Raw genomic sequence first — 24,071 nt, 5'->3', positions numbered from 1 at the left:
CCCCGGCGGCGGGCCGGGCGGGCGGTGGCGGGGCGAGCGGGGCCCGGGCCGGGGCCGGGGGTGCGGCGAGCGCCTGGGACGGCGGCCGCACCGTCGGCGGGAGTTCCGGCACGGTGGCCGGCTCCCGTTCGTCCGGCCGGGGTTCGGCCTCGCGCAGGTCGAGCAGGTCGAGCGGCAGCAGCACGATCGCGGTGGTGCCGCCGTACGCGGAGGGGCGCAGCGAGACCTTGACGCCGTGCCGTTTGGCGAGCCGGCTGACCACGAACAGGCCGAGCCGGTCGCTGTCGAAGAGGTCGACCTGGTCGCTGGCGTCGATCCGCCGGTTGGCGTCGGAGAGCGCTTCGGGGCCCATGCCGAGGCCGCGGTCCTCGATCTCCAGGGCGTAGCCGTTGCCGACCTGTTCGCCGCGGATCTGGACCTTGGTGTGCGGGGGCGAGAACCCGGTGGCGTTCTCGACGAGTTCGGCGACCAGGTGGGTGAGGTCGGCGACGGCGGGGCCGGTGACGGCGGCGTACGGGAGGCGGTGGACGTCGACCCGGGCGTACTCCTCGACCTCGGCGACGGCGGCCCGGACCACGTCGGTGAGCGGGACGGGCTTGCGCCAGGCGCGGCCGGGGGCGGCGCCGGAGAGGATGATCAGGCCCTCGGCGTGGCGGCGCATCCGGGTGGTGAGGTGGTCGAGCTTGAACAGGTCGTCGAGTTCGGCCGGGTCCTCGGTGCGGCGCTCCATGGCGTCCAGCAGGGTGAGTTGGCGGTGCACCAGGACCTGGCTGCGGCGGGCCAGGTTGACGAACACGCCGGAGACCCCGGAGAGCACCTCGGCGCGTTCGACGGCGGCGGTGACGGCGGCCCGCTGGACGCTGTCGAGGGCGTGGTGGACCTGGCCGATCTCGTCGCCGCCGTGCTCGCGCGGCGGCACCTCGGCGTCCACGTCGACCTCCTCGCCGGACCTCAACCGCCGCATGGTGTCCGGGAGTTTGCGGCCGGCCAGTTCGAGGGCGGAGTTGCGCAGGGCGTGCAGTTCGGCGACCAGGCCGCGGCCGATCCGGACCGAGACCAGCAGCGAGCCGAGGACGGCGAACAGGCCGAGCAGCACGGTGGCGCCGGAGGTGGTGAACAGGCCCAGCGCGTACGGGTCGGACCGTTCGGCGGCGGTGGTGCCGGCCTGCCGTTCGAGGTCGGCCAGGGCGTGCGCGGTGGCGTCGGCGGCGGCGGCCCAGCGGGTGCCGGGGATGGCGGCGAGCGCGCCGCGCGGGTCGGCGGCGTCCAGCAGCGTCTCCTCGTAGCGGCGCAGTTCCTGGTACTCCGGCCCGCCGGTGACGGCGGCCAGCGCGGTGCGGTCGGCGGGGCGCAGGTCGGGGGCGGCGGTCTGCTCGAACTGGGCGCGGGCGTAGCCGGCCCCGACGATCTGCCGGTACTGGGCCTCGGTGAGCTGTCCGCTGCGCTGGGCGGCGCGCACCAGGGCGTCCTCGCGGGCGAGTTGCTCCCGGGAGCGGGCGAACTCGAGCAGCACCCGGGCGTCGGCGGCGACCCGGTGGTCCTGCAGCGCGGTGAGCGAGCCGGTGGCGGCGAGGGCCTCGTCGACGGCGGCGGTGTAGACGGTGTAGGCGTCGCTCCACGGGACGCTGCGGTCGAGCAGCCGGGTGCGCAGCGCGGGGAGGGCGGCGACGGCGCGGCCGAGGGTGTCGAGGCGGCCGGCCGCCTCGGGGCCGAGCCCCTCGGCGTCGGCGCGGTTGTAGCCGGGGGCCAGGGTGAGCGGGGCGGCGGCCCGGTCGGTGTCCTGGGCGGTGCTGCGCAGCGCGGCCTCCTGGTCGGGGCCGGGGGCGGCCAGGAGCTGTCCGGCGGCGGCCCGTTCGGCCTGCAGGGCGGCGACGGTGCGGTCCAGCGGGGTGCGCAGGGTGGTGTCGACGTTCTTGATCCGCAGCAGGTCCCAGACGTCGCCCGCGGTGGTGACGGTGGCGAACGCCCACAGCGCCATCACGGAGACCACCGGGACCATCAGCACGGCGACGATCCGGGCCCGGACGGTGCGCGGCCGCAGGCCGGGCCGGGCGGGCGCCGGGGCGGTGAGCGGGGTCTCGTCGGCGGGCGGCCCGGCGTGGGCGCCGCGCCGGGGCGCGCCGGGCCGGGTGCGGGCGGGGCCGCGCGGGGTGCTGGGGGCGGGCGGTCCGCTGCGGGAGGTGCCTCGGCTTGCGCGCATGGGTGTGGGGCGGCCTTTCACGGGGTCGTCGGGGCGGGCGGGCGGCGGGGCTCAGGCGGCGCGGCCGAGGTCCTCGACGGCGAGTTCGCCGGCCTCGCGGTAGGCGGCGCGTTCCTGCGCGGTCGGGGAGAGCGCGACGAAGGCGGAGGTGAGGAAGAGGAAGGAGCCGAGCCCGACGGCGAGCGGGAAGACGAACTGCATCGGGGTGGCGCCGCCGAGCCCGGTGCGGGCGGGCTCCATGTGGATGTGCACGGCGGCCATGCCGGTGTAGTGCATGCAGCTGACGGCGACGCCCATGACGAGCGCGGCGGCGGCCGCCGCGTACACGTTGCGGATGGTGACGGCGGCCCACAGCGCGGCGGTGGCGGCGCCGACGGCGATCAGCACGGACAGCGCCACCGTGCCGGCCTGGTAGCGCAGTTCGCCGTGGATCCGGACGGCGGACATCCCCAGGTAGTGCATGGCGGCGACGCCGACGCCGGTGGTGAGGCCGCCGAGCAGCAGGCTGCGGCCGCGGTGGCGGCCGTAGCCGACCACGAACACGCCGAGGCCGACCACGGCGATCGCCACCAGCAGGCTGAGGATGGTCAGCGGGACGTCGTAGCGCAGGTCGGTGCCGTCGACGCTGAAGCCGAACATGGCGACGAAGTGCATCGTCCAGATCCCGGAGCCGATCGCGGCGGCCGCGGTGAGCAGCCAGTTGCGGCGGGAGGCGCCGGTGGCGGACAGCGCGCGCAGGGTGCAGCGCAGGCCGAGGGCGGCGCCGACGCAGGCCATCGCGTAGGAGAGCAGCGGCGTCAGCCAGCCGAAACTGAAATGGTCCATCGATCCCATCGGGTGCCTCCTGCGAGGGGTGCGGGTGCCGCTCGCCGAGCTCTTGCGGTCCAGGAATCGTGGACGCTACCCAGAGTTGATGAATGGTCACCGGAAGATGTGAAAAGCACCACGCGTGGTGGGGGTTGTGTGCTCGAATGGTCCGGCGGCGTATGCCTCCCACCGCCCTCCCGCGCTCCGCGCGCCCCGGTGCACGCCCTTGCATCACGCCCTCGCCGCCGCCCTCCGGGGCCTCCCGGCGCGCGCCGGATCGAACGCGCGCGCGGAACCGGTGTGCGGGTTGTCCTTCGGAGCCGCTACTCTCCGGCGAACCGTCGCGCGGCGCAGCGGAGTTCCGCTGCCGCCCGGAGCCGACGGTTCCCCCTTTCCGCTTCCCCGCGCGCCGTCCGCGCGCCCTGCCGGAGGAACTCCGTGTCCGTACCCGTTCCGCCCCCGCCCGCCGCCCCGTCCGCGCCGCCCGCGGGCGCCGAGCCCGGCCCGGGGGGAGCGCCCGCCGGGCCCGGCTTCCACCCGGGCCCGTTCTGCCGCTTCTGCGGTTCGATGCCCGCCGTGGAGGCCACGGTCCGCGGCCACCAGGGATTCCTGGTGATGATGAGGTTCCTGCGCCTGCCCGGCCCGTTCTGCCGGGACTGCGGGACGGCGACCGTCCGGCGGATGACCGCGAACAGCCTGTGGCAGGGCTGGTGGGGCGTCGCGTCCATGGTGATCAACCCGGTCACCATGCTGATGAACCTGGTCACCTGGCTCAAGCTCCGGAAGCTCCCGGCCCCCGTCCCGGGCGCCCCGGGCACGCCCATGCCCACCGGCCGTCCGCTGTACCTGCGGCCGCAGGTCCTCGGCCTGCTGGTGCCGCTGGCGGTCGTCGGCGCGATCGTCTACGGCGTCCAGCAGGACCCGGAGTACGCCGCCGTCGGCGACTGCGTCCACAACAGCGGGACCACCTCCTCCCCGGACGTCTCGGTCGTCGACTGCGGCAGTTCCGACGCCGACTTCCGGGTGGTGGGCCGGTTCTCCACCTCCACCACCAGCGCCTGCAAGGCGGTCCCCGAGGCCCAGGTCGGCTACTGGGTGGAGAAGGGCAGCACCTCGTACACCCTGTGCCTGGCCCGCCTCACCCACTGACGCCCCCCGGACCGCCCGCCCCCGCACGCACCACTGCGGCGGCGGGCGGTCCGGCGTCCCGGACTACTGGCCGCGCGGGGTCAGGGAGACCCGGACCGGGCCGTGCAGTTCCAGGGTGATGCCCTGGCCGAGCGGGACGTCGCGGTCGACGGCGGTGACCTCGAAGTCGCGCAGCAGGACGGCCAGCGAGAGGACCGACTCCAGCATCGAGAAGTGCTGGCCGATGCAGGCCCGCGGGCCGCCGCCGAACGGGAACCAGGCGTAGCGGTGCCGGGCCGCCTCGCGTTCGGGGGTGAAGCGGTCGGGGTCGAAGCGCTCCGGGTCCTCCCAGTGCGCGGGGTGGCGGTGCGTCACGTAGGGGGCGACCAGCACGTCCGCGCCGGCCGGGATCTCGACGCCGCCCACCGTGGTGGCCGCGACGGCCCGCCGGCCGATCGAGGGGGCGGCCGGGAAGAGCCGCATGGTCTCCTTCAGCACCCGGGTCAGGTACGGGAGTCCGGCGTAGTCGGCGGCGGTGGGGCGGCGGCCGTCCGCGAGCAGGCCGGCGGCCTCGCGGTGGGCCAGGGCCTGCTGCTCGGGGTGCTTGCCGAGCAGGTGCAGGGCGAAGGTGAGCGAGGTGGCGGTGGTCTCGTGGCCGGCCAGCAGGAAGATCAGCACCTGTTCGCGCAGTTCGGTGGCGTCCAGCCGTTCGCCGTCCTCGCCGCGGGCGGCGGCGAGCAGCCCGAGCAGGTCGTCCGCCCCGCCGTCCCCGTCCCCGTCGCCGCTCCGGCCCTCGGTGGCGCGGCGGGCGATGATGCCGTCGCACACCTCGTACAGCGCGCGTTCGGCGGCGAGCGCCTTGCGGTGTCCGGGCAGCGGCCACTCGCGGGGCAGCCGCAGCGGGGAGAAGCCGCGGTCGCGGACGAAGCCGTTCAGGACCGGGAAGGCGTGGTGGACGGTCTCGACCGCCTCCTCGACGTCCTGGCCGAACAGGATCCGGGCGACGGTGCGCAGCGCGAAGCGGTTCATCTCCTCGCCGAGGTCGACGGTGCGGCCGGGTTCGGCGGCCCAGCGGGCGGCCAGCGCGGCGGTCTCGGTGCCGATCGCGTCGGCGTACTGGTCGACCCGGCGGCGGGTGAACAGCGGCTGGACCAGGCGGCGCTGGCGCAGGTAGTCGGCGTCCTGGGCGGTGAGCAGGCCATTGCCGAAGCTCTCCCGGATCTCGCCGTAGAAGACGTTGTCCTTGCGGAAGTTGGCGGCCTCGGTGGCCAGCACCTGCTGGGCGCCCTCGGGGGAGAAGACCATCCAGAGCTCGGCCCGCAGCCCGGGCGGCCCGGCCTGCACCCGGACCACGTCGCCGTGGTCGCGGTGGGCGGCGAGGTAGGTGCCGAGCGCGTCGCGCCTGAGGTCGAGCAGCGAGCCGATCAGCGGCAGCCCGGGCGGGCCGGGCACGCGGGTGGCGGTCATGGGATCCCCTCCGTCGGCGGGCGAACCCCCGTTCGGCGGCGGTTCGCTGAAACCGCGTCAGTATCCCCCGGCCCGGCGGACCGACGCGAGGGCGCACGTCCCCGGGCCAGGTCCGCCCCCGCCGGGGCCTTGAGGCATTGCACATGCAACCCTTAAGTTCGCCTTAAGGTCGCTTGTGCGATGAGACAGCAGCATTGGACCCCGCAGCTGCGGCACTATGATCACCTGATCGCACCCCACCCTCGCCCGCCACCGCCCACCACGAACCGCCACCGCCCACCACGACCAGGGGAAACCATCCATGCGCAGCGTCAGACGACTCCTCGCAGCCTCCGCCGTCCTCGCCCTCGCGGCCGGCCTGACGGCGTGCAGCAGCTCCGGCAGCGGCTCCGCCTCGAACAGCTCCGCGCCCGTCCGCCCCGAGGTCAAGGGCAGCGTGACGGTGTTCGCGGCGGCCTCGCTGAAGGAGTCCTTCACCGAGCTGGGCAAGCGCTTCGAGGCGGCCTACCCGGGCACCACCGTGACCTTCAACTTCGGCGGCTCCTCCGCGCTGGCCCAGAGCATCGTCTCCGGCGCCCCGGTGGACGTGTTCGCCGCGGCCAGCCCGGCCACCATGAAGACCGTCACCGACGCCAAGCTGACCGGCGGCGACCCGGCGGTGTTCGTCCGCAACACCCTGGAGATCGCGGTCGCCAAGGGCAACCCGAAGAAGATCACCGGCCTGAAGGACCTCACCGGCGTCAAGACCGCGCTGTGCGCCAAGGAGGTGCCGTGCGGCGCCGCCGCCGTCACCGCGCTGAACGCGGCCGGCGTGCAGCTCACCCCCGCCACCTACGAGCAGGACGTCAAGGGCGCCCTGACCAAGGTCGAACTGGGCGAGGTCGACGCGTCGCTGGTGTACCGGACCGACGTCAAGGCCGACTCTGCCAAGATCGAGGGCGTGAACTTCCCCGAGGCCGAGAAGGCCGTCAACGACTACCCGATCGCCGCCCTGGCCAAGGCGCCCAACAGCAACGGCGCGGCCGCGTTCCTCGGCTACGTCGGCTCCGCGGACGCCCGCCGGGTGCTCACCGAGGCCGGCTTCCAGACGCCGTGACCCGGGCGAGCACCCCCCGCACCACTCCCGCACCACACCCCCGGGGCCGGCGGCGGCCCCGGGGGTCCGGGCGGGTCCCCGCCGCGCTGCTGCTGCCCGCGCTGCTCGGCCTGGCCTTCCTGGTGCTGCCGCTGCTCGGCCTGCTGGTGCGGGCCCCGTGGAGCGCGCTGCCCGACCTGCTGACCGGCACCGAGGTGTGGCAGGCGCTCAAGCTCTCGCTGCTCTCGGCCACCCTGGCCACCGGCGTCGCCCTGGTGCTGGGCGTGCCGCTGGCCTGGCTGCTGGCCCGCACCGAGTTCCCCGGACGGCGCCTGGTGCGCGCCCTGGTGACGCTGCCGCTGGTGCTGCCCCCGGTGGTCGGCGGCGTGGCGCTGCTGCTGGTGCTCGGCCGCAACGGCATCCTCGGCCGATGGCTGGACGCCTGGACCGGCATCACCCTGCCGTTCACCACCACCGGGGTGGTGATCGCCGAGGCGTTCGTCGCCATGCCGTTCCTGGTGATCAGCGTGGAGGGCGCGCTGCGCGCCGCCGACCCGCGCTACGAGGAGGCCGCGGCCACCCTGGGCGCCTCCCGGCTGACCGCGTTCCGCCGGGTCACCCTGCCGCTGGTCGCCCCGGGCATCGGGGCGGGCGCGGTGCTGGCCTGGGCCCGGGCGCTGGGCGAGTTCGGCGCGACCATCACCTTCGCCGGGAACTTCCCCGGCCGGACCCAGACCATGCCGCTGGCCGTCTACCTGGCCATGGAGTCCGACCCGGAGGCGGCGATCGCGCTCAGCCTGATCCTGCTCACCGTGTCCATCGCGGTCCTCGCCGGACTGCGCGACCGCTGGATGTCCACCCCGTGACGAACCCCGCTGCGCAGCAGCCCGCCACCCCCGCCCTGGACGCCGAACTCCGCGTCTCCCGCGGCACGTTCGCCCTGGACGTGCCGTTGGCCGCCGAGCCCGGCGAGGTGCTCGCCCTGCTCGGCCCGAACGGCGCCGGCAAGTCGACGGCGCTGCGCGCGCTGGCCGGACTGCTGCCGCTCACCGACGGGCACCTGCGCCTGGACGGCACCGCGCTGGACTGCCCCGCGGACGGCGTGTTCCGGCCCGCCGAGCAGCGGCCGATCGGCGTGGTCTTCCAGGACTACCTGCTCTTCCCGCACCTGTCCGCGCTCGACAACGTCGCCTTCGGCCTGCGCGCCCGCGGCCTGCGCCGGGCCGCCGCCCGGGCCGGGGCCCTGCCCTGGCTGGAGCGGATGGGCCTGGCCGAGCACGCCGGGCACCGCCCCGCGAAGCTCTCCGGCGGCCAGGCCCAGCGCGTCGCCCTGGCCCGCGCCCTGGCCGTCCGGCCCCGGCTGCTGCTGCTGGACGAGCCGCTGGCCGCGCTGGACGCCCGCACCCGGCTCGACGTGCGGGCCGAACTCCGGCGCCACCTCGCCGAGTTCGAGGCCGTCGCGGTGCTGGTCACGCACGACCCGCTGGACGCCATGGTGCTCGCCGACCGCCTCGTCGTCATCGAGTCCGGCCGGGTGGTGCAGACCGGCCGCCCGGCCGAGGTCGCCCGCCACCCGCGCACCGACTACATCGCCCGGCTGGTCGGCCTCAACCTCTACCAGGGCACCGCCGACGGCCGCCGGGTCACCCTCCCCGAGGGCCCGGTGCTGGCCACCGATGAGGACCTGACCGGCCCCGCGTTCGTCGCCTTCCCGCCCGACGCGGTCACCCTGCACCGCCACCGCCCCGAGACCAGCGCCCGCAACCTCTTCCCCTGCACCGTCGCCGGCCTCGACCTGCACGGCGACCGCTTCCGCGTCGACCTCACCGGCCCCCTCCCGCTCGCCGCCGACCTCACCCCCACCGCCGCCGCCGACCTCGACCTCACCCCCGGCACCCGCGTCTGGGCCGCCGTCAAGGCCACCCAGACCCACGCCTACCCGGCCTGAGACGGCCGGCCGGCGGCCGACAGTCGGGCCGGGGTTAATTCGCTGGTGCGCGCAGATGCATTGGCCCTAGGGTGGCGGTCGCGGGCGGCTCCGCGGCGTGCTTCCTTCTCCCTTTTCCGAAAAGAACCAGCGCGCCCCCTCTCCGCCCGCTTCTTCGTCTTCCGCCTCCCCCTGGGGGTTCCTTCCGCATGCCCCGAGCCCTCCCGGTGACGTTCGACGTCCGCGTCGACCTCGACCTCGGCTCCTTCCTGCTCCGCCGCCGCACCGCCGTCGCGGTCGACCCGGCCGACCTGCTGCCCGCCGCCGACCCGTGGAGCCTGCGCGGGCTGACCGCGCTGGACGCCGACCTGGCGAACCGCGGCTACCTGCCGACCGTCGAACTGCGCGCCGCGCTGGCCCGGTTGGCGCCGCTGCGGCTGGCCGAGCTGGGCGGTGCGCTGCTCGCCCGGATCGACCACCTGCTGGGCACCGACCGCGAGCACACCCCGCTGTTCCGCCGCTTCCCGGACGCGGTGCCGGAGGTCGCGCAGCTGCACCACAGCCGCCGGATGCGGGCGTTCCTGCGCAGCCAGCCGCACCAGCCGTGCGCCCGCTGCGGGCGGCGCGGCGCCGAGGTCGGCATCGGGCTGCTCGCCCCGTGCGCGCACCTGCTCTGCCCGGACTGCCTGGACGCGCAGGACGGCCCGCCGCACTGCCCGTCCTGCGGGACGGCGCTGGCCGTCCACCCGTTCCTGTTCGGCGGCAAGCGCAAGGCGGTGCGCGAGCAGGCCCCGCCGCGCAAGGGGGACAAGGAGCCGCGGGAGCCGCGCGGCTCGGTGCTGCGCCCGCTGCGGCTGCTGAACGAGGACGAGACCACGGCCGCGCTGGCCGAGTTGACGGGCCTGCTGACCCGCCGGACGGCGCTGAACCCGCAGGACCGCGACGACCTGGCCACCCTGCTGGCGCACGCCCCGGCGGACCTGGCGGCGCTGCTGCCCGCCGAGATCCCGGTCCGCGAGACCAAGGCGCTGGCGCTGGCCGAACTGCTGCGCCGCGAGGGCGCATCGGCGCTGCCGGTGCTGGCCGAGCGGCTCACCACCGCCACCGACGTGCTGCGCCTGCTGTGGGCGCACTCCGGCGCCGAGCCGGACCTGCTGCCGGCCACCGCCCGCCGGCTGCGGCTGCGCAACCTGCCCCGGCCGCTGCGCCGCGGCCTGCTGGGCGTGCTGGACGCGCTGCCCGCCGCCTCGCTGGCCGAGGACCTCCGCCGCCACCGCGAACCCTGGCTGCGGGTCGGCGAGTTGCTGCACCCGTTCGAGCACGCCCGCCGATTCCCCTCTGCCGCGGCGGCGTTCGCGCTGCTGCGCGGCACCGACCTGGACGCCGCCACCGCCGTCCCCGGCCTCGCCGAGCCGCCCGCACCGCTGCGGGTGGAGCGGGTGCGCGGCCGCCGCCGGCTGGCGCACACCGGTTTCGCCGCCCGGGTGGAGTCCCTGCTCGCGGTCGGCGACGCCCCCGGTGCGCTGGCCGAACTCGCGCACCGGCCGGGCGAGTTGGTGCGCCGCCTGCACCACCTGCTGCGGGTGCACGAGATCATGGAGCCCGGCGCGCCGCCGCCCGCCGCACTGTCGGCGGCGCTGGCCCGGGCGCTGCCCGCGGTCGGCCCGGGCCCGCTGCTCGGCGCGTACGGCCGGCTGCGCGGGCCGCGCACCGCGGGCGAGCGGCGGCTCTACTTCCCGCGCGGGCTGGTCTCGTTGGCGTACGGCCGGGAGGACCACGGCACCGTCGTCCCGGCCCGCTCCAGCGCCCCGGTGGTCGCCGCGATCGAGGCGGAGCTGCTCCGGCGGTCCGCCGCGACGCTGCCCGAACCGCCCGAAGTCGCTTTGCTGGACGAGGCGTTGACGGGCCTGGCGGTGCCGTTCGCGGAGCGTTCGGCGTCCCGCGCGCTGGTGTCGGTGCCGCGCGGCAGCACGCTGCCGCTGCCGCCGGGCGACCGGCTGCGGCTGTTCCTGCACTGGGTGCAGCCGGACCAGCAGCGCGTCGACCTGGACCTGTCGGTGGCCCTGTACGACGCCGGCTGGAACTCCCGGGGCCGGTGCGACTACACGCAGTTGACGTTCGGTCGGCGCGCCGCCGTGCACTCCGGCGACTACGTCTCGGCGCCGCCGCCGAAGGGCGCCAGCGAGTTCGTCGACCTGGACTTCGCCGCGCTGGAGGCCGCCGGGGCGCGCTACGCGGTGATGGTCGTGTTCAGCTACAACGACGTGCCCTTCGACCGCCTCCCGGAGGCGTTCACCGGCTTCGCCGGGCTGGACGACGCCCGCCCGGGCGGCAGCCCGCTGTCGGCCCGGGCCGTCCGCCAGCGGATGGACCTGACGGGGGACGCCAAGGTGTCCGTCCCGCTGATCGTCGACCTGGCGGAGCGCCGCTTCACCTGGACCGACCTCAACACCACGGCCACCAGCGGCTACCACAGCGTCGCCCGGCACGGCGACACGATCGCCGCGCTGTGCGGCGACGTGCTCGACCACTTCGCCCCGGACCGGCGCGCCACCCTGTGGGACGTGGCCTGCGCCCGGGCCGCGCACGCCACCGGCGAGGTGCTGGTCCGCGGCCTGGATGGCGCCGTCCGGCGATGGCGGCGCGAACCGGCCGAGCCGGTGGGCGGGTTCGCCGAGCGGCTGCGCCTGCGGCACGCCCCGGACGGCCCGCCGGTCACCGTCCCGCTGCCCGAACTGCTGGCCGGGCGGCGGGCGTTCCTCGCCCTGCTGGACGCCGACCTGCCGGTGCCCCCCGGCCTCCACGGCGAGCTGTACCGCCTGCACCCGGGCCCGCTGGACGCCGCCCCGGACGCCCTGCGCCGCCTCGCCGCGGGCGACCTGGTCGCCACCCTCGCCCCGGCCCCGTGAGCCGGGGCGCGCGCTCGCGTACAGTGGCGGGCATGCATCGCGGCGTCCTGCCCCCTCCCGCTCGCTGAGCGGGCGGCCGGCCACTTCCTGAGCCCGCCCGGGCCCGTCCCCTCCGTGGACGTCCGCCCCGGGCCGGTCGGTGCTGCCCGCTTCCGTGGCCCACCGACCATGACGGCTTTCCGGGAGTCCACCCGTGTCCTCGTTGCATTCCTCCGCCCTGCCCGCCCGGCGGGGCCTGCTGTACGTCGCCCTCGCCGCCACCGCCTGGGGCACCGCCGGGGCGGCGGCCGCGCTGCTGTTCCGGCACAGCGGCCTGGGCCCGCTCGCGCTGACGTTCTGGCGCTCGGTCGGCGGCGCGGCCGTGCTGCTGGCGCTGCGCCCGTTCACCCGCCGGGCGGGGCGCCCCGCCGCGCGCCCGGCCGCGGGCCGGATCCTGCTCAACGGCCTGGGGCTGACGCTGTTCCAGAGCGCGTACTTCCTGGCCGTCCGGCACACCGGGCTGGCCGTGGCCACCGTGGTCACCCTCGGGTCGGCGCCGGTGCTGGTGGCGCTCGGCGGGCGGCTGCTGATGGGCGAACGGCTGGGCCGGGCCGGTCTGGCCGCCGTCGCCGGGGCGCTGCTCGGCCTGGGCGTGCTGGTCCTGGGCGGCTCCGGCGACGGCGGCTCCGGCGGCAGCGGCGGTGCCGAACCGGCGGGCCTGGCCTGGGCGTTGGCCTCGGCGGCGGGCTACGCGGCGATCACCGTCGCCACCCGGCACCGGGCCGCGCGCACCGGCGCCGCGGACGACCCGGCGGCCACCACCCTGTGGTCGTTCGCGGTCTGCGCGGTCTGCCTGTTCCCGTTCGCCCTGGCCGAGGGCCCGCTCCCGGCCGCCGGTTCGCTGCCCTCGACGCTGCTGCTGCTCGGCTACCTCGCCACCGTGCCGACCGCCCTCGCGTACGCCCTGTACTTCGCGGGCGCGGCGGTCATCCGGGCCGCGACGGCCTCCGTGGTCGCCCTGATCGAACCGCTCAGCGCCACCGTGTTCGCCGCCGCCGTCCTGGACGAACCGCTCACCCCCGCCGCCCTGCTCGGCACCGCGGTCCTGCTGCTCTCGGTGACGGCCCTGGCCCGGACCGAACTGCGCGCGCACTGACCGCCGGCCCGGCCGCGCGGCACCCGGGACGGGGGAGGTCGGCGGCCGGGTCGCCGCCCGGCCGGAGTCAGTTCTCGCCGGCCGGCTTCCACAGGTGCACGGACGTCCGGTCCTCGGAGACCGTGTACCACGCGCCGTCCCCCGCGGAGCGGACGGGACCGGAGACGGGGAAGGGGTAGGAGACCTCGCCGCGGAGGGCCGTTCCCCGTGCGTCGACCAGCCAGTGGCGGGCGGCGCCGTACCGGGCGTCGCACTCGGAGGTCCCGGCGACGATGGTGTCCTGGTCCACGAAGGCCGCGTCGCAGTCCCAGTACACCCTGCCCTCCCCGGTGCTTCGCGGGTGCGGCGGCACCGCGTCCCGGGCGTCCAGCTCCCGGAGGAGCGAGCCGTCCTCCGCCCGGTGCAGGGAGAGCGACCACTGCCCGACGTCGACGGTCAGGAGGTGCCCGCCGGACGGGCTCACCGCGAGGAGGACCAGTTCGGTCCCGATCTGCACGGCGGTCAACCGCTGCCCGTCCCAGCGCCCCCACAGCGCGGGCGAGCCTTCTTCGCCCTCGCCGACGCTCAGTCCCATCCGCGTCGGGTCGGGATGCGGCGTGTGCTCGGAGCCGGAGGCCGCGGTCATGGTGTCCACCCGCCCCAGGACCCTTCCGTCCGCGGCGTCCAGGACCGCCCACAGTTCCTGGTCGCCCTCCGCGCCCGCGTCGCCGCCCAGCGGGGCGCGGACGTGGGCCCAGACGAGCCCGCCGTCCGCACCGACGGCGACCGAGCCGCTGTCGGCGTAGCGGTGGTCCTCGTCGAGCGCGTACTCGTCGAAGGACGAGTGCGCGAGGGAGCAGCCGCCGTACCAGCAGCCGTGCCGCACCTCCCAGCGCGTCGCACCGCTCGCCTCCACCGAACGCACCGCGTGCACACCGGCGAACACCGCGGCGTCCCGCCCCGGCGACACCGCCACCGTGCCGAAACGGCGCGGCCAGGGCGCCGGGAAGCGGACCTCGGAGGCCCGACCGGCCAGGCACGCGTCCAGGTCGAGGGCCACCACCTCGGTGTCACCACGCTGCACGAGCAGCCTGCGGCCGGGCCAGTGCAGGACCCGCGGGGCCTCCGAGGACGCCGGATCCAGCGGAGCGGCAATGGTGGTGACGAGACGAGCAGCGACGACCACAGTTCTTCCCACCACCCTTCCGACCACGGACGACGAACGATGCGGGAGCCTGACGCCCCGCCCCGCGGGGGAACGACGACGTCACCGGGCGGACCGGCAGCACGCTTTCGAGCTCAGTGGCGGGTGCCGACCTCGGCGACGACGGTGCAGCTGCCGGGGGCGATCTCGGTGAAGCCGGCGTCGCGGACCACCGGGAGGCGGCCGTCGGTGAGGGCGGGCCAGGCGGCGGCGGGGGCGGTGCGGACGGCGAGGGGGAAGCCGTCGGCGGCCCACTCGGCGCGCTGGTCGTCGTCCAGTTCCCACCAGGCGAGCTGGGCGGCGTGGCCGGTCTGGGCCATGGTCTTGCCGGCGCTCATCTCGAGGTCGGGGTTGAGCCAGAGCACGGGGCGGCCCTCGGGTGCGGGGCCGGGCGGTTCGGGGTCGTCGAGGTCGGTGCCGGAGACCTGGAGCTTGGCGAGTTCCTTGGGCCAGCCGTCCAGCGGGATCGGCGGGAAGACCCGCACCTCGGCGCCGTGCTCGCCGGTGACGGTGATGCCGGGCAGTTCGCCCGCCCTGCGCCACTCGCCGCCGCGGGCGCGCCGGACCACCTTGCGGATCCGGGCGTCCTCCCAGGCGGCGACCCGCTCGGCCCACTCGCCGTCCGGCTCGGTGACCCGGGGGTCGGCGAGCAGGGTGAGGACGGCGCGCGCCGAGGTCTCCAGCGCGTCGGTGCGGGCGGGCGGGTCGGTCCGCTCCAGCCGGACCACCAGCGGCAGGACGTACTGCGGGCGGGTGTCGCGGTCCTCGGCGTGCCCGCCCACGGCGGGGGCGGCGGGCTGCTGAGGGGGGAGGTCGAAGGGTGAGCTCACCCCCTCAGCATGCCAGTTCAGCGGCGGTAACCGCGGCCGGGGTCGCGTTCCTCGGCGTCCTCGTAGCCGAGGAACCAGCCCTCGGGGTGGGTGGCGGCGAGGAGTTGGTCGATCCGCTGGCCCGCGTCGAGGTCGCCGTCCTCCTCGTCCGGGCCGTAGACGCCGAACAGTTCGTCCGCGCAGCCGTCCCAGTCGTAGTCGTACAGGTCGGCGGGCAGGTCGCCCATCATGTCGGCGACCGACTCGGGCTGGGCGCCGAGCAGGGCGCGGGCGTCGGCCAGGGCCAGCCGCAGCGCGACGTCCTCGGCGGGGCAGCGGGGCAGCGGCCACTCGCCGATGGCGAGGTCGTCGGCGAGGTCGTCGAAGGCCCGGGCGAAGGCGCGCCGCCAGCCGCGGTGCAGGTTCCAGGTGCGCTGCTGGAGGCGGCCGAAGACCGTCCAGTCGCCTTCGTCGGCGACGGTGACGGGGTCGTCGCCGTGGTCGTCGAGGTCCTCGTAGGCGGCGTCGGAGAGGCTGATCAGCTGGGTGTGCAGCAGGCAGGCGGTGCGCGGGGTGAGGGTCCAGTCGCCGGTGTCGCCGTCGTCGTCGAGCGGGAACAGCTCGGCGAAGTCGGGGGCGAAGTCGTCGGTGACGCTGATCTCCAGGGTGCCGCCGAGCGCCTCGATGCCGGGCAGCGACGCCACCAGCCGGTCGGGGTGGAGCAGCGCGCCGAGGGCCGCGTTGGGGTCCTCGGCGACCTCGCGCAGCAGTTGGGCCCGCTGGCCCTCGGGGTCGATGCCGTCGAACTCCAACTCCTCGACGGCCGCCCGCGCGGCGGCCCGCAGCGCGGGCCAGTCGGTGATCCGCAGGCCCAGCACCACCGTGGCCTCGATCTCCTGCGCGCCGGACTCCTCCGCCGCGTGCGGCCCCTGTGGCTGATCGTTTCGCTCGCCCATGCGACAAGGTTGACAAACCCGGTGCCCGGTGTCCATCAGCTCCGGTGATCCGGTGTCCGCCGGCGGTGGCACGCGGGCGCGGAACGCGGCTCCCCGGCGCGCCGGGGCGGGCGGCGGGCCGGTCGGGCGGGAGGCTGGGGGCATGAGCGAACTCAACGACTTCGGCGGCGGGCAGGACCCGGCCGGCGGCGTGCTGGTGGTGACCACGAACGACGTGCCGGGACACCGGGTGGTCCGGGTGATCGGCGAGGTGTTCGGCCTCACCGTGCGCTCCCGGCACATCGGCTCGCAGATCGGCGCCGGCTTCAAGTCCCTGATGGGCGGCGAACTCAAGGGCCTCACCAAGACCCTGGTCGAAACCCGCAACCAGGCCATGGAGCGCCTGGTCGAACAGACCAGGGCCCGCGGCGGCAACGCCGTCCTGATGATGCGCTTCGACGTCACCGAGGCCGCCGACGTCGGAACGGAGGTCTGCGCCTACGGCACCGCCGCCGTCATCGAACCCCTCACCTGACCCCACCCGCCCGCCCCGGGCACCGCCGCAGGCCCCGGACGTCCACCGCCCGGGGCCTGCCACCCGCCACCTGCCACCTGCCACCTGCCACCCGCTACTTGCCACTTGCCACTTGCCACTTGCCACCTGCGCGGCTACAGCATGACGAGCACCTGGGTGCCCGGCACCAGCTTGCGGTTGACGGAGGTCGACTGGACGAACACGGTGTACGCCGGGTTGTCGCCGGGCTTCACGGTGCTCTCCGCGGCGGGCAGGCCGAGCAGGCCGCGGGCGGCCGGGCCGACGAACACCCGGCCGGTCATCAGGCCGGTGGCCGGGTCCTTCTCGGCGACGGCGATCTGCTTGGTGGCCTGGATCTTCTCCCGCTTGGAGAGCTCGTAGTAGGAGCAGCCCGTCCGGTACGGGTGCCCGGCCCCGGTGACGAACTCCCGGATCGGGGCCTGCCGGTCGACCGGGACGAGGGCGTAGGCGGCGGTGTCCAGCGCTTCGAGGTTGGCCTTCACGTCGTCCGCGCTCAGGTCCTTCCCCATGGTGAACAGCGACCGGGTGCCGCGCACGCCCTTCTCGCGGCCGCGCAGGAAGCTGGTGGCGGCGGTCTTGACGGTGCCGATGGCCTCCTCGACGCCGCCGCTGGAGTCGGCGTCCCAGATGGCGATGTTGCCCGCGGGGAAGCCGTATTCCTGGGCGGTGCGCTTGGCCAGCGAGTTGGGCACCAGGATCGCCGACGTCCAGTGCTCGGGGAGGTCGGCCATCGCGCCGCGGATGCGGTCCATCCAGCCGCGCAGCGCGGCGGAGCCCTCGGCGGCCTTCATCCGGGTGTGCATCGTGCCGGTCTCCGAGTAGCCGGAGGCGTTCTCCTCGCCGTCGGTGACCACGACCTGGAGGAAGGAGTGCTCCCCGTAGCCCTCCCAGATGTTCTTCAGGTCGTCGACGGACTTCACGGCCGCCTCGATCAGCGCCGTCGCCCCGTTGTCGACCGCGTAGAGGCCCTTGAGGGACGGCAGGTGCTTGACGTCCATGTCCCAGACCAGGTTGTGCACTTCGTGGTCGAAGGCGTAGAGGCTGATCCGGGTCTCGTGCCCGAGCCGGTCGGACTCCTCCTGGAGTCCCTTCACGAACTCGTCCACCACCCGGACGAGTTGTGCCTCGTGCCGGCGCATCGAACCGGACTTGTCGACCACCAGCGAAACGTGGTTGACCTTGTGGTTGATCCTGTTCGCAGAAACGTTCCCGGAGACATTCCCGGAGACGTTCGCAGCAGCGTTCGCGGACATGATTGCGCCCCTTTTCCCACGCCCTTATCGGCACCTTTCCCGGCGCCCCCTCCAGCGTTGTTCCCACACTACGGCGCCCCACTGACAATTCCGCCGGTCCCGACGCCCCGTCAATTCCGCCGCCCCGCACCGCCCGCCACTGCCGGGAAATTCCCGGCCGCTACCCGGAGAAATCGGACGAGGCGAGGTCGAGGGTGAGTGACCGGCCGCAGTTGTTGGTGAAGGTCGCCAGCGGCCAGTCGACGGCGATCCGGACGAACTCGTTGGACCGGCCGAGGTGCATCAGCCAGACCACCGACCCGTCGGCACCGAGGCGGGCCAGGAAGCCCTCGGACCCGTGCGACCCGCCGCCGCCGACCACCCGCCCCGCTCCACCCGGCAGTTCCGCCTCGACGTGGATGTCGGCCGGCACCGGCTCGTCCAGCTCGTCCAGCTCGTCCGGCTCATCCGGCTCGTCCCCCGTCCCCGCCTCCCCCGCGCCGTCCAGGCCGATCGGCCCGCCGAGCCGGAAGTGCTCCAGGTCGGCCCCTTCGACGGCCGCCTCGCGGGAGCGCCCGTCCGCCCGGAACAGGCCGTCCCGGAGCGGCATCCGGCCCGCGGCCCACAGTTCGTCCAGCCGGTTCATCCGTCTCCCCTTCCACCGGTCCGTCGCCGGGCGTGAACCTACCGGGCCGCGGGCCCGGGCGGCGGCCGTTCCCGGGCGGTCACGTTCCGGAGGCGGCCGGGCACTCGGGCAGTCATCTCGTCGGCCGGTCCGAAATAACGATTGACACTGGTCAGGGCCCCGTACGACGCTCACTGCGCAGCCCTCCCCGGCACCCCCTGCCGCCCCCGACACGCCTGGAGCCTCCGTGAGCACCGCCCTGCACCCGCCCGTCCGCCGGCCCGCGAGGGTCGCGTACGCCACCTGCCGAGGGGTGGAGGACGTGGAGGTGCTGCCGGTGCTGGCGGCGTTCGCGCGGGCGGGGGTGAGTGCGGAGGCGGTGTTCTGGAACGACCCGGGGGTGGACTGGGCGGGGTACGACCTGGTGCTGATCCGCAGCGTCTGGGACTACATCCTGTACCGCGAGGAGTTCCTGGCCTGGACCCGCCGGGCCTCCGCGCTGACCCGGCTGGCCAACCCGGCGCGGGTGCTGGAGCGCAACACCGACAAGACGTACCTGCGCGCCCTGGCCGCCGCCGGGGTGCCGGTGGTGCCGACGCTCTGGGTGGCGCCCGGCGATCCGGTGGAGGAGGTCGCGGCGGTCGACTGGCCGGAGCTGGTGGTCAAGCCGACGGTGTCCTCCGGCGCCCGGGACACCATGCGCACCACCGACCGGGCCGCGGCGCTGGCGCAGGTCGCGGCGCTGACGGCGGCCGGGCGGACGGCGATGGTGCAGCCGTACCTGGCGATGGTGGAGGAGGAGGGCGAGACCTCGCTGCTGTACCTGGGCGGGGAGTTCAGCCACGCGGTGCGGCGCGGCCCGATGCTGGGCGGCGGCTTCGCGGACGTCGCGCGCGAGCCGGACGCGGACCAACTGGCGCTCGCCGAGCGGGTGCTGGCGGTGGCCGCGGAGCCGGGCGAACTGCTGTACGCCCGGGTCGACCTGGTGCGGCTGGCGGACGGCTCGCCGGTGCTGATCGAACTGGAGCTGACCGAGCCCCGGCTGTTCCTGGACCTGTGCCCGGACGGCCCGGACCGGCTGGCCGCCGCGACCTCCGCCCTGCTGCCGGGGAACACCCGGTCGCGCCCCGGTGTTTCACCGGCGTGACCGTTGAACGTGCAAGCACCCACGGGGACGGCCCCGTCCGCGAGGTCGACGCCCTGGTGATCGGCGCGGGCCAGGCCGGCCTGTCCGCCGCCTACCACCTGCGCCGCCGCGGCTTCGCCCCGTACACCGGCTTCGTGGTGCTGGACGCGGACGACGCCCCCGGCGGGGCCTGGGCGCACCGCTCCCCCTCGCTCACCATGGCGACGGTGCACGGCTTCCACGACCTGCCGGACTTCGAGCTCCCCGCCACCGACCCGGCCACCGAGGCCCGGGTCGCCGTGCCCGGCTACTTCGCCGCGTACGAGGCGAAGCACGCGCTGCCGGTGCTGCGCCCGGTGAAGGTGCTCGCCGTGCGCGAGCGGCCCGACGGCCGGCCCGACGGCGGCCCGGACGGGCGGCTGCTGGTGGAGACCGACGCCGGCCGCTGGGCCACCCGCGCCCTGCTGAACGCCACCGGCACCTGGACCCGCCCGTTCCTCCCCCGCTACCCGGGCCGCTTCGCCGGGCGCCAGCTGCACTACGCCGACTACCGCGGCCCGGCCGCCTTCGCCGGGCAACGGGTGGTCGTGGTGGGCGGCGGCGCCTCCGCGGTGCAGGTGCTCTCCGAACTCGGCGCGGTCGCCGAGACGGTGTGGGTGACGCGCACCCCGCCGGTCTTCCACGAGGGGCCGTTCACCGAGGAGTTCGGCCGCGAGGTGGTCGCCAAGGTCGACGAGCGGGTCCGGGCCGGCCTGCCGGTGCGCAGCGTGGTCTCGGTGACGGGCCTGGGCCCGAGCGTCGCCTACCGCCGCGCCGAGGAGCTGGGCGTGCTGCACCGCCGCCCGATGTTCGACCGCCTCACCGAGCACGGGGTCGCCTGGGGCGACGAGGAGCTGCCCGTCGACGCGATCGTCTGGGCCACCGGCTTCCGGGCCGAACTCACCCACCTCGCCCCGCTCGGCCTGCGCACCCCGGGGGGCGGCATCCGGATGGACGGCACCCGGGTCGCCGACGACCCCCGCATCCACCTGCTCGGCTACGGCCCCTCCGCCTCCACCGTCGGCGCCAACCGCGCGGGCCGCACCGCGGTCAACGAGGTCCTCCACCTCCTCCACCCCACCCCGCAACCCGCCACGGCCTGAGGGCCGCTCCCCCGCGAAGGCCCGGCCCGTCACCCCAGCCGTTCCAGTGCCGTCCGTGCCGCCGCGCACAGTTCCTCGTCGACGGCCATGGTCGGGCCGTACCTCCGCTCGGACGTCAGCACGGCCCGCAGCGGCGGCGTGGCTCCGGCGGCTGCGGGGGTGCCGATCTCGCCGAGCACCCGGACCGCCTCAATGGTCGGCCGTCCGGCCTCGAAGGCTGCCAACGGGGCGAGTGCGCGCAGCAGGGCGGGGACGGCGGGGGCCGGGTCGCCGGTGATCCGCCACCAGGCTTCGGCCGCGCCGACCCGGCTGAACTCGCCCGGCGCGTCCAGCAGTTCCCGCACCGGTCCGGCGGACTCGGCGGCCAGCGGGCCGAGTTCGGCGAGGTAGCGGTGGACGGGGCGGCCCAGTCCGGCGCGGGCGGCGGCGCCGACGACCTCCAGTGCGAGGGCCGGGTCGCCGGTGACCCGCCAGTGCGCCCGGGCGGCGGTCTGCGCGCCCTGCCACGACCGGCCCGTTGCGGGTCGGGCCAACTCCCCGGCCGCGCAAGCCGCTTGCGGGCCGATCTCGCCCAGCGCCTCGGCCGCCGCCCGGGCGGTGCGGGTGGGGGCGTCCAGCAGGGCGGCCAGTTCCGGGACAGCGGGTGCGGCGGCAGCGCCCCAGCTCCGCGCCGCCCGCAGCGCCGCCGTCAGGGCGAAGTCGCCGGTCGACCGGGGGCCCGTCGCGGCGGCGAGGATCCCGCGTACGGCGGGGAGCAGGTCCGCCGCCCAGTCCGGCGGTGGCCCGTCGATGCCCTGCATCCAGTAGGCCCCGAACCTGTCCCGGTAGTGCGGCAGCGCCCGCCGGTCGCCCAGCCGGACCAGCGCCACCAGAGCGCCTTCCCGGACCCAGGAGGCGGCCTCCCCCGTCTCGACCAGGCGCGCCAGCTCCTCGGTGTACGGGGCGGCCGCCCGGCCGGCGCCGGTCAGCAGCTCCCGGACCTCGTAGCCGTGTCCCTCCCCCGCGTCGAGCACCGTGCGCCAGTGCACCTCGGCGGGACGGCGCCGGCGGCGCAACTGCTCGGCGGCCACCGCGACCGCGACCTGCCGCTCCGCCTGCCCGGACCGCCCGGCCAGCACGGCGACGAACCGGTCCGCCGCCCGGGGGCGGTCGCGCAGCGCGGGACCGAACGGCCCGGCGGGCGGGTACGGCGGCGCGTGCCACGCCCCGGGCACGCCCACCAGCCGCGCCACCAGCTCACCGAGCCGCTCGCCCCCGTCCCCCTCGTCGCCCTCGTCCGGCAGCGCCAGCAGGGCCAGGGCGGCGGCCAGCCGCACCCCGGGTCCGGGGTGGTCCAGCCACGGCCGCAGCCAGGCGGCGGCCCCCTCCTCGGGGCCCTGCGCGCCGACAGCCGTGAGCAGTTGGGCCAGCGTCTGCGGTGACGGCTCGGCCTCCGTCCGGGCCTTCAGCGCGACGGTCGCCTCCGGGCGGCCGGGGCGCAGCACCTCCAGCAGCCGGGCGGCCAGCCGCCTGGTCTCGGCCCGTTCGTCCCCGAGCAGGCCGACGGCGCGTTCCCACTGGACGGCGTACAGCGGTGCCAGCCGGGCCCGGTCGGCCGGGTGGGCGTGCGGCAGCCGGACGGCCCGGCTCACCAGGGCGTCCAGCAGACCGGTCCGGCGGGCGCCGGTGAGCCGGTCCAGCAGGTCGAACGACTCGGCCAGCAGCGGGGGCAGTTCGGGCGAGCCGTCCCACCCGGGGAGCTTCGGCCAGTCCTGCTCCCGGCCCCGGTCGGCGGTCGACTCCCGTGCCCGGTCGGCCGGTTCGCCCGGCGGCTGCTCCTGCGTCACGATCGACAGCGTAACCGGGCGGTCGGCGGCTCAGCCCGGGGCCACCGGCTCAGCCCGGGTCACCGGCTCCCCGGCTCGGCCCGGAACGTCCGCTTCCCCCGCGGGCCCGGCTGCCCCCGCGGGCCCGGCTGCCGCCGCGAAGCGGGAGGCCAACGCGGCCACCGCCTCCCGGAGTTCGGGGCCGTCCAGGATGCGGAACGGGAAGGGGACGGCGGCCAGCCATTCGCCCGCGTACATCGCCGGGTTGCGGGTGCTGCCCTCCAGCAGGCAGCGTTCGCCCGCCGGTTCGAGGCGGCCCATGGTGGGGCTGATCCAGGGGGCGACCCGGTCGAGCGGGGCGTCGAACAGGACGCGGGTGCGGAACGCCCAGCCGGTGCCGAGGTGGTGTTCGAGGACGGCGACGGGGTCGAGGCCGTCGGGCGGGTCGAACGGCACGGTGGTGCGTTCGGCGGCGCGGACCCGGTCGATCCGGTAGGTGCGGACGGCGTCGGCCCGGTGGGAGTGGCAGAGCAGGTACCAGCGGGAGCGGCGCACCACCACCGCCCACGGGTCGACCTCCGCCCGCCACTCGCCGCCGCCGGCGCCGCGGTAGGTGATCACCGCCCGGCGGCGGGCCGCGATCGACTCCACCAGCGTGCTGGCGACGGCCGGGTCGGGGTGCGCCGGGTACGGGTCGGGAGCGGCGGCGGCGTGCGCCCGCAGGGCGGCGGCCTGCCGTCCGATCGGTTCGGGCAGGGCCCGGACCACCTTGCCGAGCGCGGAGCCCACCAGATCGTCCGGGTCGGTGGCGGCGGGCCGCCCGTCCAGCACCGCCATGACCAACCCGAGCGCCTCCTCCTGGGTGAAGGACACCGGGGCCAGCCGGGCGCCGCGCCCGAGCCGGTAGCCGCCGTACGGCCCGCGCTCGGACTCCACCGGCACCCCGGCCTCGCGCAGGATCGCCACGTAGCGGCGGGCGGCCCGGTCGGTGACCCCGAGACGTTCGGCGAGCTGCTCCGAGGTCACCCCGGGCCGGTCCCGGAGGATCTCCAGCGCGCGCAGCGCGCGGGCGGTCGGACTGGTCGGGTTGGTCGAGTCGGTCCCTGTGGTCGGCACGTCCGACAGCCTAGGGAACCCCGGGCAGGCCGATTTCCGATGGCCGGTAATTCAGGAAGTATTTCGTCCGGAACTATCCCTAGCATGGGCACTGACCTGCTCGAACGGGCTGCGGCGCACGATGCCCGCGGCCCCTGTGCGCAAAGGGGTTCCCCTCATGGACGTCCTGTTGATCGGTGGTCTCTGGCTGGACGGCAGCGCCTGGGACGCGGTGCTCCCGGCGCTCGCCGAGCGCGGCCACCGCCCGGTGCCGCTGACCCTGCCCGGCCAGGGCGACGGCCGTTCCTCGGCCACCCTGGCGGAGCAGTTGGCGGCCGTGGTGGCGGCCGTGGACGCGGCGGCGGGCGAGCCGCTGGTGGTGGCGCACTCGGCGGCCTGCACGCTGGGGTGGATGGCGGTGGACGCCCGCCCGCAGGGGGTCGCGGGGCTGGTGCTGGTGGACGGCTTCCCGCACGCGGACGGGCAGCCGTACGCGGAGTGGTTCCCGCCCCGGGACGGCGTGGTGACGTTCCCCGGCTGGGAGCCGTTCGAGGGGCCGAGCAGCGCCGACCTGGACGAGGAGCTGCGGGCCCGGATCGCCGCGAACGCGGTCCCCGTCCCGGCGGACGTCGCGCTGGCGCCGGTCCGGCTGGCGGACGAGCGGCGCTACGGCGTGCCGGTGACGATGCTGTGCGCGGAGGCGTCGCCGGAGGACGTCCGGGGGTGGGTCGCGGCGGGCGCGGCCCCGGAGGTGTCCCGGATGGAGCGGATCGAGTACGTCGACCTGGACGCCGGCCACTGGCCGATGTTCAGCCGGCCCGCCGAGCTCGCCGCCTTGATCGACGCGGCGGCCGCCCGCAACTGACGTGCCGCCCCCCGTCCACCCGTCCCCCGTCCACCCGTCCCCCGTCCCCC

General features: G+C 76.0%; 20 protein-coding genes. 10 read left to right on the top strand and 10 right to left on the bottom strand.

Translation table 11 applies throughout. From position 1 onward, the window contains the following. Both IH44_RS0131370 and IH44_RS0131365 read right to left on the bottom strand, forming a co-directional pair. Window positions 1-2,200: nitrate- and nitrite sensing domain-containing protein (locus IH44_RS0131370; protein ID WP_051817640.1), on the bottom strand; the 2,200-nt coding region annotated here is incomplete at its 3' end. A 51-nt stretch (window positions 2,201-2,251) separates the two neighbouring features. Further along, window positions 2,252-3,034: an MHYT domain-containing protein gene (locus IH44_RS0131365; protein ID WP_030463169.1), complete on the bottom strand. Its 783-nt coding sequence runs from the start codon at window positions 3,032-3,034 to the stop codon at window positions 2,252-2,254. Between the two features lie 411 nt (window positions 3,035-3,445). Between IH44_RS0131365 and IH44_RS43265 the strand changes: the two genes are divergently transcribed. After that, the gene (locus IH44_RS43265) at window positions 3,446-4,156 is read left to right on the top strand and encodes a hypothetical protein (protein WP_051817638.1); all 711 of its coding nucleotides are present in this window, start codon (window positions 3,446-3,448) and stop codon (window positions 4,154-4,156) included. Window positions 4,157-4,219: 63 nt separating this feature from the next. Here IH44_RS43265 and IH44_RS0131355 read toward each other — a convergent pair whose 3' ends face one another. After that, window positions 4,220-5,602 carry a cytochrome P450 gene (locus tag IH44_RS0131355; protein WP_030463167.1) on the bottom strand — a complete coding sequence of 461 codons (1,383 nt, stop codon included), beginning with the start codon at window positions 5,600-5,602 and terminating at the stop codon, window positions 4,220-4,222. 301 nt (window positions 5,603-5,903) lie between these two features. Here IH44_RS0131355 and modA point away from each other — a divergent pair, with 301 nt between their 5' ends. From modA to IH44_RS0131330, 5 genes are all read left to right on the top strand, one after another. Next, window positions 5,904-6,698, top strand: coding sequence for a molybdate ABC transporter substrate-binding protein (gene modA / locus IH44_RS0131350; RefSeq protein WP_030463166.1), 795 nt, complete (start codon window positions 5,904-5,906; stop codon window positions 6,696-6,698). Further along, entirely contained in the window at window positions 6,695-7,543 is an 849-nt protein-coding gene (locus IH44_RS0131345) for an ABC transporter permease (protein ID WP_035956977.1), read from the top strand. The genes modA and IH44_RS0131345 overlap by 4 nt, the downstream gene beginning before the upstream one ends. Then, window positions 7,540-8,625: an ABC transporter ATP-binding protein gene (locus tag IH44_RS0131340; protein ID WP_030463164.1), complete on the top strand. Its 1,086-nt coding sequence runs from the start codon at window positions 7,540-7,542 to the stop codon at window positions 8,623-8,625. The genes IH44_RS0131345 and IH44_RS0131340 overlap by 4 nt, the downstream gene beginning before the upstream one ends. Before the next feature lie 188 nt (window positions 8,626-8,813). After that, the gene (locus IH44_RS0131335) at window positions 8,814-11,513 is read left to right on the top strand and encodes an MXAN_6230/SCO0854 family RING domain-containing protein (RefSeq protein WP_063759709.1); all 2,700 of its coding nucleotides are present in this window, start codon (window positions 8,814-8,816) and stop codon (window positions 11,511-11,513) included. Between the two features lie 193 nt (window positions 11,514-11,706). After that, window positions 11,707-12,648, top strand: a complete 942-nt coding sequence (locus tag IH44_RS0131330; protein WP_030463162.1) for a DMT family transporter — start codon at window positions 11,707-11,709, stop codon at window positions 12,646-12,648. 67 nt (window positions 12,649-12,715) lie between these two features. Here IH44_RS0131330 and IH44_RS0131325 read toward each other — a convergent pair whose 3' ends face one another. The 3 genes from IH44_RS0131325 to IH44_RS43260 all read right to left on the bottom strand — a co-directional run bounded on the left by IH44_RS0131325 (window position 12,716) and on the right by IH44_RS43260 (window position 15,596). Beyond that, a complete protein-coding gene (locus IH44_RS0131325) occupies window positions 12,716-13,825 on the bottom strand; it encodes a hypothetical protein (RefSeq protein WP_232795153.1) in 1,110 nt (369 codons plus the stop codon). Window positions 13,826-13,926: 101 nt separating this feature from the next. Beyond that, window positions 13,927-14,661, bottom strand: coding sequence for a peptidyl-tRNA hydrolase (locus tag IH44_RS0131320; RefSeq protein WP_030463160.1), 735 nt, complete (start codon window positions 14,659-14,661; stop codon window positions 13,927-13,929). 17 nt (window positions 14,662-14,678) lie between these two features. Then, on the bottom strand, window positions 14,679-15,596 hold the full coding sequence (locus IH44_RS43260; RefSeq protein ID WP_051817634.1) for a hypothetical protein: 918 nt from the start codon (window positions 15,594-15,596) through the stop codon (window positions 14,679-14,681). Window positions 15,597-15,738: 142 nt separating this feature from the next. Here IH44_RS43260 and IH44_RS0131310 point away from each other — a divergent pair, with 142 nt between their 5' ends. Further along, window positions 15,739-16,110 carry a YbjQ family protein gene (locus tag IH44_RS0131310; RefSeq protein WP_030463158.1) on the top strand — a complete coding sequence of 124 codons (372 nt, stop codon included), beginning with the start codon at window positions 15,739-15,741 and terminating at the stop codon, window positions 16,108-16,110. A gap of 134 nt (window positions 16,111-16,244) precedes the next feature. On the opposite strand, the gene IH44_RS0131305 is transcribed toward IH44_RS0131310, so the two are convergent. Together IH44_RS0131305 and IH44_RS0131300 are read right to left on the bottom strand one after the other, a co-directional pair. Beyond that, window positions 16,245-17,384: a vWA domain-containing protein gene (locus IH44_RS0131305; protein WP_051817632.1), complete on the bottom strand. Its 1,140-nt coding sequence runs from the start codon at window positions 17,382-17,384 to the stop codon at window positions 16,245-16,247. A 160-nt stretch (window positions 17,385-17,544) separates the two neighbouring features. Then, window positions 17,545-18,009 (bottom strand): hypothetical protein, encoded by a 465-nt coding sequence (locus IH44_RS0131300; protein WP_030463156.1) that lies wholly within the window; start codon window positions 18,007-18,009, stop codon window positions 17,545-17,547. Between the two features lie 226 nt (window positions 18,010-18,235). Here IH44_RS0131300 and IH44_RS0131295 point away from each other — a divergent pair, with 226 nt between their 5' ends. Beyond that, window positions 18,236-19,135, top strand: a complete 900-nt coding sequence (locus IH44_RS0131295; protein ID WP_051817630.1) for a RimK family alpha-L-glutamate ligase — start codon at window positions 18,236-18,238, stop codon at window positions 19,133-19,135. Continuing rightward, window positions 19,132-20,256, top strand: a complete 1,125-nt coding sequence (locus IH44_RS0131290; protein ID WP_051817628.1) for an NAD(P)-binding domain-containing protein — start codon at window positions 19,132-19,134, stop codon at window positions 20,254-20,256. Before IH44_RS0131295 ends, IH44_RS0131290 begins: the two co-directional genes overlap by 4 nt. A 29-nt stretch (window positions 20,257-20,285) precedes the next feature. On the opposite strand, the gene IH44_RS0131285 is transcribed toward IH44_RS0131290, so the two are convergent. Continuing rightward, entirely contained in the window at window positions 20,286-22,082 is a 1,797-nt protein-coding gene (locus IH44_RS0131285) for a hypothetical protein (protein ID WP_030463153.1), read from the bottom strand. A gap of 30 nt (window positions 22,083-22,112) precedes the next feature. Next, complete coding sequence (locus IH44_RS0131280; RefSeq protein ID WP_051817626.1) at window positions 22,113-23,177, bottom strand: YafY family protein; 1,065 nt, start codon at window positions 23,175-23,177, stop codon at window positions 22,113-22,115. A 157-nt stretch (window positions 23,178-23,334) separates the two neighbouring features. Between IH44_RS0131280 and IH44_RS0131275 the strand changes: the two genes are divergently transcribed. Further along, a complete protein-coding gene (locus tag IH44_RS0131275) occupies window positions 23,335-24,021 on the top strand; it encodes an alpha/beta fold hydrolase (RefSeq protein ID WP_030463151.1) in 687 nt (228 codons plus the stop codon). Window positions 24,022-24,071: the final 50 nt, after the last annotated feature.

The sequence above is a fragment of the Kitasatospora sp. NRRL B-11411 genome (genome assembly GCF_000721345.1).
GTDB classification, from domain to species: Bacteria; Actinomycetota; Actinomycetes; order Streptomycetales; family Streptomycetaceae; genus Kitasatospora; species Kitasatospora cineracea.
Note: the sequence above shows the minus strand (reverse complement) of the source record. Positions and strands in the feature narration are given on the sequence as shown.